Raw genomic sequence first — 15,301 nt, 5'->3', positions numbered from 1 at the left:
AATCAAGATGAAGTGAGAAGACTTTATCATCAACATACTGAAGCTACTGGACAAATATTTACGGAAGAAGCGGTTAACTTAGCATTCCATTTAACACAAGGGCAACCTTGGCTAGTCAATGCGATCGCTAAGGAAATTACCGAATATATGGCTCCCGATCCCGCGATTCCGATTACGGTGGAGCTAATCAATCAAGCCAAAGAGATTCTGATTCAGAGACAAGACACTCATTTGGATAGTCTTGCCGAGAGATTAAGAGAAGATCGTGTCAGGGCAATTATACAGCCAATTCTAGCAGGTTCAGAATTAACCGATGTGCCGCAGGATGATATTCGCTATGTATTAGATTTAGGGCTTTGTACCAATCAGCATGGATTACAAATTGCCAATCCCATCTATCAAGAAGTCTTGCCAAGAGTCCTAACTTACACGACTTCCGCCTCAATTGGCTATATTCAACCGATTTGGTTAAGTAATACTGGTAAATTCTTACCTGAGAGATTACTAGATTCTTTTCTCGACTTTTGGCGGCAACATGGAGAACCTTTATTTAAAAGTACGCCCTATCCTGAGATTGCGCCCCATTTAGTATTAATGGCTTTTTTGCATCGCGTGGTGAATGGTGGCGGTACGTTAGAGAGAGAATATGCGATCGGTTCTGGGCGGATGGATATTTGTTTACGCTATGGTGATGTGATTTTGGGAATGGAACTAAAGGTATGGCGCGAGGGCAGACCCGATCCGTTAGCGGAAGGACTAAAGCAATTGGATAAATATCTATCGGGATTGAATTTGGATACGGGTTGGCTAGTAATTTTTGATCGCCGCCCCAATTTGCCGCCAGTCAGCGATCGCACCACGACCGAAATTGCTCAGAGTCCTGACGGCAGGGTGATTACGGTGATTCGGGGATAGATTACAGGGCAACCGCACACGCTTCTTAACAAAAACTGATGGTATGCCATTGGCTAATTCCAAGAATGTCTTCAACCATTCTTTCTTTTCTTGCCCATATTTCGATAAAGCTAGTGAGTACCTTTTGTATCTTTTTACAATGCTTTGCACTCACAAGGGAATTGTGACAATGCAAGTCGTTCCCAATCCCACGGCGCTCTGGATCGAAATTTTGCCTTGATGTAAGTCCACACATTTTTTAACAACAACTAAACCCAATCCAGTACCAGAGATAGTCTTGACATTTTTACCCCGATGAAATGGCTCAAACAATTGCTTTTGATCTTCTAATAAAATCCCAATCCCTTGATCTTGCACTTCGAGACTCAGATGCTCTAATTCAAACTCTAGAGAAAGGGAAATATTACCCCCCTGTGGCGAATATTTAATCGCATTGGAAAGTAAGTTAGAGAGCATCGATCGCAATAATTTTTCGTCCAGACATACGTGCTGCGACTTCCCATGACAATTAAAAGTAAGCTGGTGTTGATTACCCGCATTGAGTTGCATTTCCTCCATAAAATGACGGCAATATGCTTCTAGAGCAATGGGTTTAGGATTAAAGGCAAGTTTGCCCGTTTCAGCGCGATTGATGGTCAAAATATCATCCAGCAACTGCACCATATTCCTCACCGCATCTTGAATGCGATGTAAATTGCGTAATCGCTTTTCCGTATTGTCCCATTCCTGCTGCGAATTTTCGAGAACTTGCGCTGCTGCTAATGCTGTACTTAACGGCGTGCGAAACTCATGGGAAGCCATTGAGAAAAATCTTGTTTTTAAGGCACTTAGTTCCTTTTCGCGTTCCAAGGCAAGCCGAATTTCATCTAGACGTTTGCGTTCGGTAATATCGCGAGCATTCACCATCATCTGCATGACATCAGTACTATCGACAAAGGGTTGACTGATGGCTTCCAGAATGCGCCAAGTTCCATCTTGATGCCGATGGCGAAATTCAATGGGAAGTTGCAATTCCTGTGATGCGATATTAGTCAAGCGTTCGATTGCAAGTACCCAGTCATCGCCATGGATAAATGCCTGTATATTTGCACCCACGAGGTCAGTAACACCATAACCCAAGACCTTGACAACCGATGGACTAACATAACTGATTGTGCCATTAATCTCCAAAATCATGATGATATCTAAGGCATTTTCGATTAGCGATCGGAAGCGTTCTTCACTTTGACGCAGCGCCTGCTCGACCTTTTTGCGCTCAGTTGTATCTCGCTGCACTGCAATCCAATGGGTATACCAGCCCTTCGCATCAGCCACTGGCACTAAACTAAACTCGTTCCAAAATTCTGAACCATCTTTGCGGTAATTGATGACTTCAACGGTGACAGATTCCCAAATAGACAGAGCTTGACGGACTTTCTGAAGTTCTGCTTGACAGGTCTTGACACCTTGCAAAATTTTGGGGGTTTGTCCTAATACTTCGTGGGGTTGATAGCCAGTAATACTTGTAAATGCCTCATTTACATAGATAATCCGATGTCCTAACCCCTCGGTTGGTTCCGCTTCAGTGACAATGATCGCATCATTGGTATTGACCACAACCGATTGCAGTAACCGCACTTGTGCAGCTTGCAGTTTTTGTTCGGTGATATCGGCGACCACCGCCACAATGCCATTGATCTGTCCATGGTTATCGGGTAAAGGTGCTGCTGAGAAGACGATATCGATCGCCGATCCGTCTTTTCTTTGGCGCGTCATTTCCACCCTAGTATAGGTTTTACCTTGCAGCAAACTACTTTGCAGAGTTGTCAAATCTTCTAGTCGATCGTCTAATAAAATTGGACAGGGGCGATCAATTACTTCTGCTTCTGTCCAGCCAAACATTTGTTCAGCCGTTGGATTCCAGATCTTAACTTTCCCTTCTAAATCCAGCATAAAAATTGCACGAGGGGAAGCACTAACAAGGGCTTGCAATGTCTCATTGGTATGGCGTAGCGCAATTTCAGTACGCTGACGCTCAGAAATTTCTGCTCTTAGGGACAGGTTAGCGGTGGCGAGTTCAGTGGTGCGCTGTTGGACACGCTCTTCTAGTTGCGTATTGAGATGTTGCAACTGCCGATAAAGTTCTGATTGTTGAATGGCGATCGCAACTTGGGTGGCGAGTTGCTTCATTAGTTCCACTTCCCAATTTTCCCATTGACGGGGGCGATCGCATTGATGGGCAATCAAAAGCCCCCAAAGATAGGGCTGTGAGTTTTGTGAATGCTCGCTTTGGCGATTTTCTTGAATGATTGGTACAACTAGCTTCGCTTGAACGCCAAATTGTTTCACAAAATCCGCTAGACAGGATTCTATATCAGCCTGTTCGATATTGCCAATAGAGCGAGCTTTGCCCAAGGAGTAAGCCTGATGATATTGCTTAGGAAAAACTTCTTCGGGAAACACCTGCCCTAAAATGCTGGGATAGGGCGATAAAACAGTTTCATGAATGGCGCTACCAGTGCCATCATCCCAGAGACGATAGATTAAGACGCGATCGGCTTGCAGAAATAGTTGAACTTCTTTAACGGTCGTGGCAAGGACTTGATCGAGATTGAGGGACTGGCGAATTTGATGGGCAATTTGCGTAACCAGTCTTTCGCGATCGCTTTGCTTGCGTAATAATTTCTCTGTCTGAAGACGGCGAATGCCCTCTTTGCTCCAGAAGAAATAACCGATCAACACAACCAGAAAGTTAAGGCAAATTCCAATCACATACAAACTGGTCATATTTTCAACTATCGCAATTTTAGGATGTAGTGACAACGGGCTAACCTAAACCCAAATACTGTTAAAAAGCCTTGCAATGCAAGGCTTTTTTAGGATTATTTAGAATTATAAGATCTACAACCCAAGTAAAACTGCCAATATCAGTAAACCAATAAATCCAGCCCCAGCATAGGTAATCCCTGCGCCAATTTTGCCGACAATTGCGGGTGGGTTCTTTTGCCATTCCCAAAGGACATAATCCAATTTTGCCGCCCCCCAATCGCCCTTATAGACTTGTTTGGGCAAGCGATCGCGATAGTCTGCGCCATACCTCGGCATATGAGCAAAAGTAATTTCTCCCTTAGTGCGCTGAGGCAAGATCCGCCGCCGTTGGTAAGGAACGATGCTATCACCAAAATTATTGAGATATTCTTCACTATTGAGCAGTTCATCCACAAAAGCTTGGATGCCCTTAGTGGCAATTACAATCGACCAAGCAATCTTTTCGCGATCGCTATAGACATTACGCCCCAGAATTCGCTGAATGCAAATCTCTGCAAAGCGATAGTTATTGTTGCAGTCGAAGGTTAACCGTCTGAAGGAGTCGGACAATGCTAAGCCGCGAATAAATCCTCTCACCGTAATCTGCCCCGATCGCAATTGCGATTCTAGGGTTACTTGACGGTGATTTTCTAGCATTTGCTGTTCATTATAGATTTGACGATAGGCAGCAGCAATCAAGAAATCTAGCTCAACACTGGACAGTAAGCTATCAGTGCTGAAAATCCGAGGCTGCTCATCACCTGCGACTTCAAACCCATTTACGCGCTGATTTTGGGATAGGGGCTTGTATGCTAATAAAGGAAGTGGCATAAATATTCTCTTGTAAAGTTCTCTTGTAAAGTTCTCTTGTAAAGTTCTCTTGTAAAGTTCTTTTCTAAAATCAAGGATTCAACTAATCAATTACTTGAAATCTGGTTTTGAAGTTGCCGTATTTTATCCAGTAGTGTTTTAAATTATGGTGGGGTGTATGCAAGCTTGCCCGCGCCCGATATAAAACAACTTGGCGATGTCCTCCAATCCAAATTTTACCGATTGCAGCTATAGAAACGACAGTTCCGCCTAAGGACTTAATCGATTCGTTAAATCTCTCAAGAGCCGCATAATCAACTGTTTCAAAGACAAAAAAGTTCCCCGAACAAATGACATGACGACTACGAATCCAAGATTGTATTTTCTTTTCAGCGATGGGCGGCAATATGCTCACAGGAGAAGTAGCAATCAAAAGGCTCATAAGCGATCAGAGTTTGGAACACCTGGACTGGAAAAATATGAGGACTTATAGCAGTTTTCATTTTGCCTACGGCAAAATGAAAACTCAAAACTCTTACTGGGATTGGATCTTTGCTTTCAAATGCGTAAGCACTCATTCGTCAGCCGCTATAGGATGGGATTAAGCGACCTCAGTAATGCTGATAATCTTGCCAGAAGTACGATTAATCCGTTGGATTTGTGCAGTCATGTTGTCTCCCGCTACTAAGTAGGTGCTGGTGCTGACACGACGACGAGTATCAAATTTAGAACCTTGAACCAAAATCTTGAACTTCTTCTTGTTGGCTTCACCAGAACCACCAAAACTAATACTGGCGGGTGTGATTTTGTTGCTGCTGTTGGTGGCAACCTCAAAAACCAACTGCGAAGATTTGACAGCGCTGCTAATTTGCGAATTACCACGATTGAGCGCATACATACGGTTAAATGTCACTTGGCTTTGTCCAGATTGCGTATTGCTGCGGATAAAAGGAACTACATTTTCGCCAAAAGCATTCTGATATTCATCGCTATCAATGTAAGAATCAATTTCTGCATCATAGCCTTCGGTCACACAACGCACAATATGTTCAGAAATTTCAGCCTGAGACTGGGGCGGACGACCAAGGAAATGCATGAAGTTCAGTTCTACAAAGCGGTAAGGAGCGCATGAGGTGAAGTAGCGATCGCGATAAAATTCTGATTTGCCAATCGCTCGCACAAATTCGCGTACCGATGTTTTGCGATCGCACAATTGTGACTCAGCCTTGATAAAACGCTCACTGTCCATTACATGGGGGTTGCCCAGCACCTGCTTGTAAACAGCGCGAATTACAGCCTGAATATCATCTGCGGAACATAGCTCCACAGGACTAGCATTGATGACGATACTACCCATTGAAATCCTCCAAATTTAAAGTGTTGGCTAAACATTAGGACTGTGAGTTTTTGGCTCGTAAGCCCTAATTTCAAGAATTAAAAGTTGCTTTTATAAATAGAAGTGATGATGACAAACAAGCCTTTTTCACAATGAGCCTTGATAATCCCATATCAAAAGTAAGGAAACTGGTCAGGAAATTGTAAAGAAAACGGAAAGATTGTCCTTGAGCAATAAATCTTGACATTCCGTTACATTTAAGTAGTTAGGCATAAGAAAACTTAAAAAGCAAAGATTAAGACACTCGACTTTTTTGGTGAGCTTAAAAAATTACTTTTGATGGCAGAGAAAAAGTCGGGGATCTGGGATGCTATTTGATCATATTTTCTATTTCTGCATCAAGAACAAGTTCGCGATCGAGTTTTTTGGCTTCTTTAAATAGCAAAATCGCATCATCTTTTTGACTGCTCATCAGCTTTGTTCTCGCCTCTGCGACAAGAGCAGGTGCGGCTGCTTTCAATATCTGTGGATCTTGGCAAATTGCCAATCTTTGCTGCAATTCTGGTTGTGTTGCAATGTAGTCTTGCAGCCAATGACAAGCCAATCCCAATTGGCGATCTAAATCCAAACTCCATATTTTTATGGTGCTGTCGGCACTACCAGAAGCAATAGACTTACCATCAGGACTAAAGGCAATGCTCAAAACCCCACCGCCATGACCGCTAAAGGTTTGCAGTTCTTTGCCATTCAGGTTCCATAATTTAATAGTATTATCAGCGCTCCCAGATGCGAGCGTCTTGCCATCTGGACTAAAGGCAACACTCCAAACACTAGCGCTATGCCCTTTAAATGATTGGAGTTCTCTGCCTTTGAGATTCCATAATTTGATGGTGTTATCCCCACTAGCGGTGGCGATCGCTTTGCCGTCAGGACTAAAAGCGACACTATTTACACCATTGCTATGACCTGAAAAAGTTTGGATTTCTTTGCCATTCAAATTCCACAATTTAACGGTTTTGTCAGCACTGCCAGAAGCAATAGTCTTGCCATCGGGACTAAAAGCTACGCTATAGACCAGATCGCTATGCCCTTTGAATGATTGGAGTTCTTTGCCTTCTAGATCCGACAACGTGATGTTGTTGTTCAAGCTGCTAGTGGCGACAGCTTTGCCATCAGGACTAAACACCACACTATTTACGCGATCGCTATGCTCCTTAAAAGTTTGGAGTTCTTTACCTTCCGAATTCCACAATTTGACAGTTTTGTCATAACTGCCAGTGGCAATTGTCTTGCTCGTTTCTAGCGGAGGCGCTGCGTAAGTGGGACTAAAAGCTACGCTCAAAACCCAATGACTATGCCCTGTCAAGGTAAGGAGTTCCTTACCCGCTAAATCCCACAATTTGGCGGTATTATCGCCACTGCCAGAAGCAAGCACCTTGCCATCAGGACTAAAAGCTATGCTACTAATCCAATCGCGATGCCCTGCTAAGGTTTGGATCTGTTTACTTTTCAGGTTCCACAATTCAACGGTCATATTCCCACTGCCAGTGGCAATGGTCTTGCCATCAGGACTAAAGGCGACACTCCAGACTCCTCCGCTATGACCTTTAAAAGTTTGGAGTTCTTTGCCTTCCAGACTCCATAATTTGACAGTGTTATCAAAGCTGCTAGTGGCGATCACCTTGCCATCAGGACTAAAGGCGACACTCTTGACGCGATCGCTATGACCTTTAAAAGTTTGGAGTTCTTTTCCTTCCAGATCCCACAATTTGACGGTACTGTCAGCGCTGCCAGTGGCAATAGTCTTACCATCAGGGCTAAAGACTACACTCCAGACTCCATAACTATGCCCCTTAAATAATTGGAGTTCTTTGCCTTCCAGATTCCATAATTTAACGGTGCTATCCACACTGCCAGTGGCAATGGTCTTACCATCAGGGCTAAAGGCTACGCTATTGACACCATCGCTATGTCCTTTAAAAGTTTGAAGTTCTTTGCCTTCCAGATTCCATAATTTAACGGCGCTGTCCACACTGCCAGTGGCAATGGTCTTACCATCAGGACTAAAAGCTACGCTACTGACAATAGAGCTATGCCCTTTAAATGATTGGAGTTCTTTGCCTGCCAGATTCCACAATTTGACCGTATTATCTACACTACTAGTGGCAATAGTCTTGCCATCAGGACTAAAGGCTACGCTACTGACAATAGAGCTATGCCCTTTAAATGATTGAATCTCTTGACCTGCCAAATTCCAAAGTTTAATAGTGCTGTCTAGACTGGCAGTGACAATCATCTTGCCATCAGGACTAAAAGCAACACTCGTAACACCACCGCTATGCCCAAGTAAGCGATTTTTTTCTTTTATGGCATATATCACCTCTTGCATCGATGTAATCACACGGATCTTCGCATCAGCAGAAGTAATATTATTGGCTTGCTCTCGCAACTTACTTCCCGTCTCAACCGCCTCAACCAAAGCCTCAAGTTGCAGATCAGAATTTAGTAGCGAAGTCATCTTGTAACTAGCAGAAACAAACTCAGCATCAACCTTAGCCTTCCACACCTCATCACTACTGCGCCAAGCCCATAACCCCGCAACCCCAGCACCCACAGCCATCACACTCGCCACAATCCCCACACCCACAGCCAACCGACTCCGCTTCTTTGCCTTGATTTTCGCCGCTTCCTCCTCCTTGAGCGAACTCCGCAACATTTCCACCGTTTCGCCCAATTTCTCCTTTGTCTCCGCTAATTCCCTTTGCAACTTCGCCATCTCAGGTGACTGCGATGCACGAATAAACTCCGCCAAATAATCATGCACCAACTGATAGCGATCCAAAGGCGACTCAGGAATTAACACCACCAAACCCGATCGCACAAAAATCTCCAACACCAAATCCAACGCCGATGGATCTCCCTGCATCTCGGTCAGCAAATCTTGCAAATCCTTTTCTAACTCCACACGAGTCTTTAACGGACGAGTCCCCCGCTCATCAGTCAACATAAACAACAAAAACTTAGCTAAGCGCTGATTCTCTTCCCCACAATCCACAATCACATCATTCAAATAGCGCTCCACCAATATCGCCTTAGGATTTTCTCCCAACTGCCGATAGTTTGCCAAAGTCTTAATTCCCTCCTGCTGCAACTGCGCCCCCACTACTTGCAACTCAATTGGGCGTACCTCATTAAGATCGTCTTTTAAGTCATCAGCGATCGCCTCAACCAACTCAGGCTCCAAATAAAACCGCGACTTTGCTGTAAGCGTTTGAATCAAAGCCTTAGCCGCCGCCACCGTGAGATTGCCCACCCGATACAGCACATTCTTACTAAGAATATCCTGATCGATCGCCGCCATACTCGCAATCTGATTACATTCCAGCAAATAATGCAGATAGTCCTCCCGCAAGGACAAAATCACCTTCAGCGAAGAAAGATTTTGCGAATCATTTAACAAACTTCCAATAAACTCAAAAAAGTGCCGCCGTTCAGTGGGTTGATTGTAATAAACAAAAAAGAACTCCTCAAATTGATCGAAAATTAAAACAATGCGTTTATTTTGTGATTCCTTTTCTCGTAGTTTCGAGATTATTCCCTCACCCCCAGCCCCTCCCCCAGAGGGCGAGGGGAGCAAGACTCTTGACTCCCCCTCTCCCATTGGGAGAGGGGGCTGGGGGGTGAGGGTCTTTAAAGCCTTTTCCAACTCCTCTTCCCAATTGGTATATACCCGCATAGCGATCGCCGCCACATCTTTCCCCTCAAAAGATGTATGCTCTAACTGCGGAATCAAGCCCGCATTCATTAGCGAACTCTTACCCACGCCCGACTTGCCATACAGCACGATCAATTTATAACTAGGCTTAGCGATGCGCGTAATCAACTCATCAAGATCCTGCTTACGTCCCGAAGCTGCGATTTCCGTTGCCACATCGGTTTGTGACTTGCCAACCGCCTTCTTGCCCTGCAAACGTCCCGCCCCGATAAAGGCGCGATAGCCATATTGCTGCTCGATCGCATATTGTTCCTGCTTCGTGACATAGGCTTCAAGATATTGCTTTTGTCTAGTGTAAAGCGATCGCAGTTCTATTAAAAGCTTGATATAAATCTGCGGATGTCCAGTATCTCCTAACGCTTTTGCTTCAAGGAGTAACTTTAAACCCTCTTGATAATTTTCGAGGTTGACTTCCGCTTGAGCAATGATAAATAAATATAAATTGCGCCATTTTTGATAATCTTGAGGAGCTTGATCCAAAAAATCAAGCGCCATTTTTCCGTGATTTCTGGCAGTTTCCCATTCTTGTTTTTGGAGCGCGACCTCTGCGAGATAGCGATAGTCTAAGGAGAGATGATAGGGTTCCTGAAACTGCTGATGTAAAGGCAATGCTTTTTGGACGATCGCCTCAACCGCATCCCAATCAGACATCCGATAGGCAGTCACAAAAAGGCGAATAATTACATTTACGACCAAATCAGAACGGTTGATCTTTTCAAAAAAGTCAACAGCCGATTGAAAACCTGATCGCGCTAATTCCCAATTAGGCACACGATATTTCTCAGCATCCGCAATTGTGTAATTTACCTGTCCAATTTGATTGATTAATAGACCGCAGCGCTCAATATCTTGAATTTTTTGCCAATAGTCAAAACTCGCTTGCAAATATTGCAGAGCCTTTTCAGGGGAATTATTAGGCGGCAATGTGTCTAAACCGCGAATAAAATCAATATTTGCTTGCAGCCTTGGCTCAATATTCAAACCCCGATCGCCTAAATCCTTGAGAGCCGTTTCTATCTCTGCGACCTGAATTGTACCGAGGGCATTGATCTGGTTTAATTTTTTAAAAAAGGGAATCTCACTGGGCGCAAGCACATGACTAAAGAGCGATTCGCTGCCATCCCCTAGGGAAGTTAATAATTCATCCGTGGCGATCGCAAACTCAAGGGTAGTTGTCCAACTCTCAAAATCAGGGGCAGTGCGAATAATTTGCCGATGGGTGCGATCGCTAATCCACCAAACTATGGGATAGGGGCAGTTATTCCGAAAAGTCTCACGATTAATATTGACATCTAACAAAGCTGCGTGCAGATCCGCGATTTCGTCTAGCCCAGAAATTGAAACGGCAGAGGGTGACGGGTCAGGAATTTGATCAATAACATACGTATAGATATCTTTACGCGATCGCGGCAGTTGGATTTGATGAATTGCTTGTGGATGAATGTTTTGAAGTTCAGTAATCAAGCGATCGCGCAAATCTCGATAATTGCACCTTGCCAATATTAGTTTAAATTCACCCTCATACAAGTCCAGAGCCATCGAAAGCTCTTCTAACGTATCTTTAGCCTCTGGAGATATGTTCATTGCATCTATGACTATGTTTGGCTATGTTTGACTATGTTTTTGTAGCAGCTTTCATTTTGTAGAAAAACAATGCGGTCTGACCATATTGGCGGCGATCGCCACATACTAACTCACCGATGGCATCATCTAAGGGCAGCAGGCGATCGCATTCGGCAATCACGATTGCATCGTCATTGAGTAATGCTGGCAATGCTTTTAGCACAGGCTGATAGAGATCGCTTTGATAGGGCGGATCAAAATAGACGAGATCAAAAGCCTGCGGAAATTGCTCAGATAGCTTCGGCAAAAGTTTGATCACATCGCCCTTAATCACTTGGGTGATCTGCTCAGGCTTAGCGATCCTTTGCCAATTATCTTGAATAATGCGACAGGCGATCGCTGATAACTCGATGCCAATTACCTCCCTTGCGCCACGTACTAAGGCTTCGGCTCCCATTGCGCCCGAACCTGCACAAATATCTAACCACTTTGCGCCATAGGTGCGCCCCTGCAAAATATTAAACACGGCGGCTCTGACCTTGCTAGGCGTGGGACGGGTGGCAAGTCCTGATGGGGTTTTGAGTGGGCGATCGCCTTTAATTCTGATTGACACGATCGGCTACCTAAATAAACCTAAATTAAATGATTAGAAAAAGATAAACCTTCGATTTGATCAATGGGAATCATCCAAATCTTATTTTGGTAAGGTCGCCACACGGCACTCATCACATAATGATTGCGGATCGAGATAATATGCACATGGGGAATACCTGAAAACTTGGAGCAGGAGCGTAGAAAATCGAGGGTTCTAATCAGGCGGCTATGCAAAAATATTGCCATTTCATCACTACAGTTTTGGCGCAGCATCGGCACTGGCTGCGGATCACTATCACCCCTTAGCTCATAAATAATATGGGTTTTGCCCTTAAATTCAATCTTGCGCGATCGCACTTCCCAACCACAAAGCACACCAAAACCAATTACCGCCATCCCCAAATCGATGTGAAAATCCCGCATTTGAAACTTAGTATTACTACTCATATCCGTATGGGTATTGTAACCAGTCCAAACATGAAATCTTTCCAAGTTGTCGTCATTGATGTCGACAGCCGAACGATAGGGCGAAGATATGGCGCGGTTAATGATCGTGTTTTCTGAGATCGGCTCTGGGTTCATACTTGTCTCGTGGATGACAGTAATCGTAAAAACGCACTGTCGCAAACTTTAATGTATATGATCAAGTTTACGATCAATCTTGCTAACTCATCGTAGTTTGTGATCAATCCTATTCTTAAAATGAATTACCCTCGATCAAATTCTTATCAAAATCTACAACCTTACTTCCTAGAACGTGAGTTACTCCAATACCAGCGTACCCTAATTACGAATATTTGTATCCTTGGAGGATTAATCGTTATTGGTACATTAGGATATCGCTTGATCGAAGGTTGGTCATGGTTTGACGCACTTTATATGACCGTAATTACTCTTGCAACGATTGGTTATGGTGAGACCAATCCATTACATTTATGGGGGCGAGTATTTACGGTGGTTTTGATTGGCATGGGAGTCTTGAGTCTCAGTTACATTGCCACTCAATTTACAAACGCGATCGTTAACGGGCATTTTGCCGATATTTGGCAAGCAAGGAAGCAAAAGAAAATCATGAATTCATTAGATAAACATTACATTGTTTGTGGGTTTGGGCGCACAGGGCGACAGATTGCATCGGAGTTTATGGTGGAGGGTGGAGTTGATTTTGTGGTGGTGGATAGCGATCCGATCGCCATTGCTGCCGCCGAGCAGTTGGGCTATTTGACCATCGTTGGCGATGCGGCGCTAGACAGTACATTGCATATGGCAAGAATTGAAAGGGCGATCTGTATTGTGTCTGCGCTGCCGTCCGATGCTGAAAATCTCTATACGGTGCTGTCGGCAAAGAGCCTTAATCCTGACATTCGGGCGATCGCGAGGGCAAGCAATGAAGAGGCGATGCAAAAGTTGCGGCGTGGCGGAGCCGATGAGGTAATCTCACCCTATATCACAGGGGGAAAACGTATGGCAGCCGTAGCTTTGCGCCCTCAGGTGATGGATTTTGTCGATGGCATTATTGCGGGTTCTAACCGTTCCTTTTATATTGAAGAATATCGCATTGATAATCCCGCTTTAGCGGGGCTATCACTCAAGAAGGCTAGCCTAAGGGTGCAAACTGGGGTATTAGTCCTAGCGATTCGCCGCGCCGATGGCGAATTGATCGCAGGTCCTGATGGGAATACGGAAATTGTCGAGGGTGATGTGTTGATCTGCATGGGAACCCCTGAGCAGTTAAGGGCGCTGAATCAGTTGCTTAGCCCTCTCAGTAAACCGCAATTGATTCGGATACCGCGCCAGCATTCTTAAGTTTCTTCAGTCATGCACTTTAATACGCCGATTCAACAGATCCAAATCGCGATCGCCACTGCAATTATCCAGTTATTTAAAACCGATCTAGTTCCCAATCAGGTTTTAGTAAACATTGCCTATCCCAAATATGCTGCCGACTATACCTGTGCGATCGCCCTAGGATTAGCAAGCTCATTATCTACAAGTCCCTTCCCCATTGCCAAGGCGATCGCTCAATATTGTTCACAGGATCAAGACTTTGCCAACAAATTTATGATAACGGCTCTGGGTAAAGGCTGGCTGCATATTTCCATGACCGCGAGTTATCGATTGGAGACAATAGTAAATCTTGATCATTGGATTCCAGAGCCGCAGAACATTCCCTACTCTGGGGATCTGGATGATGGGGCTTATGTCTATGCCCGTTGTCATGGGTTGCTGAGATTAGCTGCTCAAGCCAGACTAGGCTCACCGCATCTCTGTTCTCATCAGTTTGACGATGAACCTGCGGCGATCGCGCTGCTATTACAGAATTTGGCGATCGCCGATTATTTGCAAAGTCCTAGCATTCAAACATGGCGAATGACTCGCAAACTTAGGCGATCGCTAATTACCGCATTCTTAGATTTTTACTGTCAATGCCGCATTTTCGGTGTAAGTGCCGATCTCGCTCAAACAAGAATCTATTTAATTAGCATCACCCAAAAATTAATACAGGCGATCGCGCCATCCCATACAATCTACAAGCCTTATCTGTAAGCCGAGTTACTTACTCATCATGGGCAAAGCGGTTATACAGGAAGTCGAGGGCATTGTTACGCAGGTCGTAATATAGCGGATCTTCCATAATTTGGGCGCGATCGCGGGGACGCGCGAAAGGAATGGTCATAATTTCGCCAATATTAGCGGCAGGACCATTGGTCATCATGACTAAGCGATCGGCTAAGAATAGAGCCTCATCAATATCGTGGGTAATCATTAATACCGTACAGCGATGTTCTGTCCAGATCTGTAATAGTTCCTCTTGCAGTTCCTCTTTGGTGATTGCGTCTAACGCACCGAAGGGTTCGTCAAGGATCAAAACTTCAGGACGAATTGCCAAGGCACGGGCGATCGATACGCGCTGCTTCATGCCCCCAGATATTTGGGTGGGCTTCTTCTCGGCAGATTCACTTAGTCCCACCATTGCTAGGTGATGGCGCACAATATCATTTTTCTCGCTCTTAGAGAGGTTGGGGTTAACGGAGTCAACGGCAAGCATGACATTTTCGTAAACCGTTAGCCAAGGTAAGAGGGCATAGCCTTGAAACACCACCATGCGATCGGGACCTGGTTTAGTGATCAGTTTGCCATTGACCGTCACTTCGCCGATGGAAGGCTTGGAGAATCCGCCCACCATGTTTAAGAGTGTCGATTTACCGCAGCCTGAGTGACCAATTAAGCAGATAAACTCACCTTCTTGAATATGTAAATTTACATCTTTGAGAACGACATATTCACCTTTGGGCGTGGGATAGATTTTAGAAACATTTTCAATGCGAAGGAAAGATTCTTGGGGTGGAATTTGAGCGATTTGGTTGGTGTATTCAAGGATTGATTGGGTCATTGGTTTTCGGCTCTCTTTGAAAAGTTGGTTGTGAAAGTAAGGAGGTGATGATCCCCCCCCAGCCCCCCTTGTAAAGGGGGGAGAATTAATTTGTTTTCTTCTTCCCCCTTTTTAAGGGGGATTGAGG

At 44.5% G+C, this 15,301-nt stretch carries 10 protein-coding genes and 1 pseudogene; 3 read left to right on the top strand and 8 right to left on the bottom strand.

All coding sequences use genetic code 11. The annotated features are described in order from the left end of the window. Positions 1-915, top strand: a pseudogene (locus H6F44_RS12805) (ATP-binding protein); the annotation flags it as partial. 150 nt (positions 916-1,065) lie between these two features. Here the strand turns inward: H6F44_RS12805 and H6F44_RS12800 are convergent. The 7 genes from H6F44_RS12800 to H6F44_RS12770 form a co-directional block, all read right to left on the bottom strand. After that, positions 1,066-3,681 carry a PAS domain S-box protein gene (locus H6F44_RS12800; protein ID WP_190351353.1) on the bottom strand — a complete coding sequence of 872 codons (2,616 nt, stop codon included), beginning with the start codon at positions 3,679-3,681 and terminating at the stop codon, positions 1,066-1,068. 114 nt (positions 3,682-3,795) lie between these two features. After that, entirely contained in the window at positions 3,796-4,533 is a 738-nt protein-coding gene (locus H6F44_RS12795; protein ID WP_190351352.1) for a phycobilisome rod-core linker polypeptide, read from the bottom strand. An 82-nt stretch (positions 4,534-4,615) separates the two neighbouring features. Next, positions 4,616-4,954 carry a CpeR family transcriptional regulator gene (locus H6F44_RS12790; RefSeq protein WP_190351351.1) on the bottom strand — a complete coding sequence of 113 codons (339 nt, stop codon included), beginning with the start codon at positions 4,952-4,954 and terminating at the stop codon, positions 4,616-4,618. Between the two features lie 159 nt (positions 4,955-5,113). Beyond that, entirely contained in the window at positions 5,114-5,869 is a 756-nt protein-coding gene (locus H6F44_RS12785) for a phycobilisome rod-core linker polypeptide (protein ID WP_190351350.1), read from the bottom strand. A gap of 349 nt (positions 5,870-6,218) precedes the next feature. After that, positions 6,219-10,118, bottom strand: a complete 3,900-nt coding sequence (locus H6F44_RS12780) for a WD40 domain-containing protein (protein ID WP_407681873.1) — start codon at positions 10,116-10,118, stop codon at positions 6,219-6,221. 1,120 nt (positions 10,119-11,238) lie between these two features. Beyond that, the gene (gene rsmD / locus H6F44_RS12775; RefSeq protein WP_190351348.1) at positions 11,239-11,799 is read right to left on the bottom strand and encodes a 16S rRNA (guanine(966)-N(2))-methyltransferase RsmD; all 561 of its coding nucleotides are present in this window, start codon (positions 11,797-11,799) and stop codon (positions 11,239-11,241) included. Between the two features lie 20 nt (positions 11,800-11,819). Beyond that, the gene (locus H6F44_RS12770) at positions 11,820-12,362 is read right to left on the bottom strand and encodes a hypothetical protein (protein ID WP_190351347.1); all 543 of its coding nucleotides are present in this window, start codon (positions 12,360-12,362) and stop codon (positions 11,820-11,822) included. 120 nt (positions 12,363-12,482) lie between these two features. Here H6F44_RS12770 and H6F44_RS12765 point away from each other — a divergent pair, with 120 nt between their 5' ends. Both H6F44_RS12765 and H6F44_RS12760 read left to right on the top strand, forming a co-directional pair. Continuing rightward, positions 12,483-13,586: a potassium channel family protein gene (locus H6F44_RS12765; protein WP_190351346.1), complete on the top strand. Its 1,104-nt coding sequence runs from the start codon at positions 12,483-12,485 to the stop codon at positions 13,584-13,586. A 12-nt stretch (positions 13,587-13,598) separates the two neighbouring features. Then, the gene (locus tag H6F44_RS12760; protein ID WP_190351345.1) at positions 13,599-14,327 is read left to right on the top strand and encodes a DALR anticodon-binding domain-containing protein; all 729 of its coding nucleotides are present in this window, start codon (positions 13,599-13,601) and stop codon (positions 14,325-14,327) included. Positions 14,328-14,337: 10 nt separating this feature from the next. On the opposite strand, the gene H6F44_RS12755 is transcribed toward H6F44_RS12760, so the two are convergent. Beyond that, positions 14,338-15,174, bottom strand: a complete 837-nt coding sequence (locus H6F44_RS12755) for a nitrate ABC transporter ATP-binding protein (protein WP_190351344.1) — start codon at positions 15,172-15,174, stop codon at positions 14,338-14,340. Positions 15,175-15,301: the final 127 nt, after the last annotated feature.

This window comes from Pseudanabaena cinerea FACHB-1277 (assembly GCF_014696345.1).
Lineage (GTDB): Bacteria > Cyanobacteriota > Cyanobacteriia > Pseudanabaenales > Pseudanabaenaceae > Pseudanabaena > Pseudanabaena cinerea.
This window is presented reverse-complemented; position numbering and strand designations above follow the sequence as displayed.

Bases quoted from the DNA above. Each gene is read 5' to 3' on its own strand.
- H6F44_RS12785 (WP_190351350.1), bottom strand. From the start codon at position 5,869: ATGGGTAGTATCGTCATCAATGCTAGTCCTGTGGAGCTATGTTCCGCA.
- H6F44_RS12760 (WP_190351345.1), top strand. From the start codon at position 13,599: ATGCACTTTAATACGCCGATTCAACAGATCCAAATCGCGATCGCCACT.
- H6F44_RS12755 (WP_190351344.1), bottom strand. From the start codon at position 15,174: ATGACCCAATCAATCCTTGAATACACCAACCAAATCGCTCAAATTCCA.
- H6F44_RS12790 (WP_190351351.1), bottom strand. From the start codon at position 4,954: ATGAGCCTTTTGATTGCTACTTCTCCTGTGAGCATATTGCCGCCCATC.
- H6F44_RS12795 (WP_190351352.1), bottom strand. From the start codon at position 4,533: ATGCCACTTCCTTTATTAGCATACAAGCCCCTATCCCAAAATCAGCGC.
- H6F44_RS12780 (WP_407681873.1), bottom strand. From the start codon at position 10,118: ATGGCGCTTGATTTTTTGGATCAAGCTCCTCAAGATTATCAAAAATGG.
- H6F44_RS12765 (WP_190351346.1), top strand. From the start codon at position 12,483: ATGAATTACCCTCGATCAAATTCTTATCAAAATCTACAACCTTACTTC.
- H6F44_RS12770 (WP_190351347.1), bottom strand. From the start codon at position 12,362: ATGAACCCAGAGCCGATCTCAGAAAACACGATCATTAACCGCGCCATA.
- H6F44_RS12800 (WP_190351353.1), bottom strand. From the start codon at position 3,681: ATGACCAGTTTGTATGTGATTGGAATTTGCCTTAACTTTCTGGTTGTG.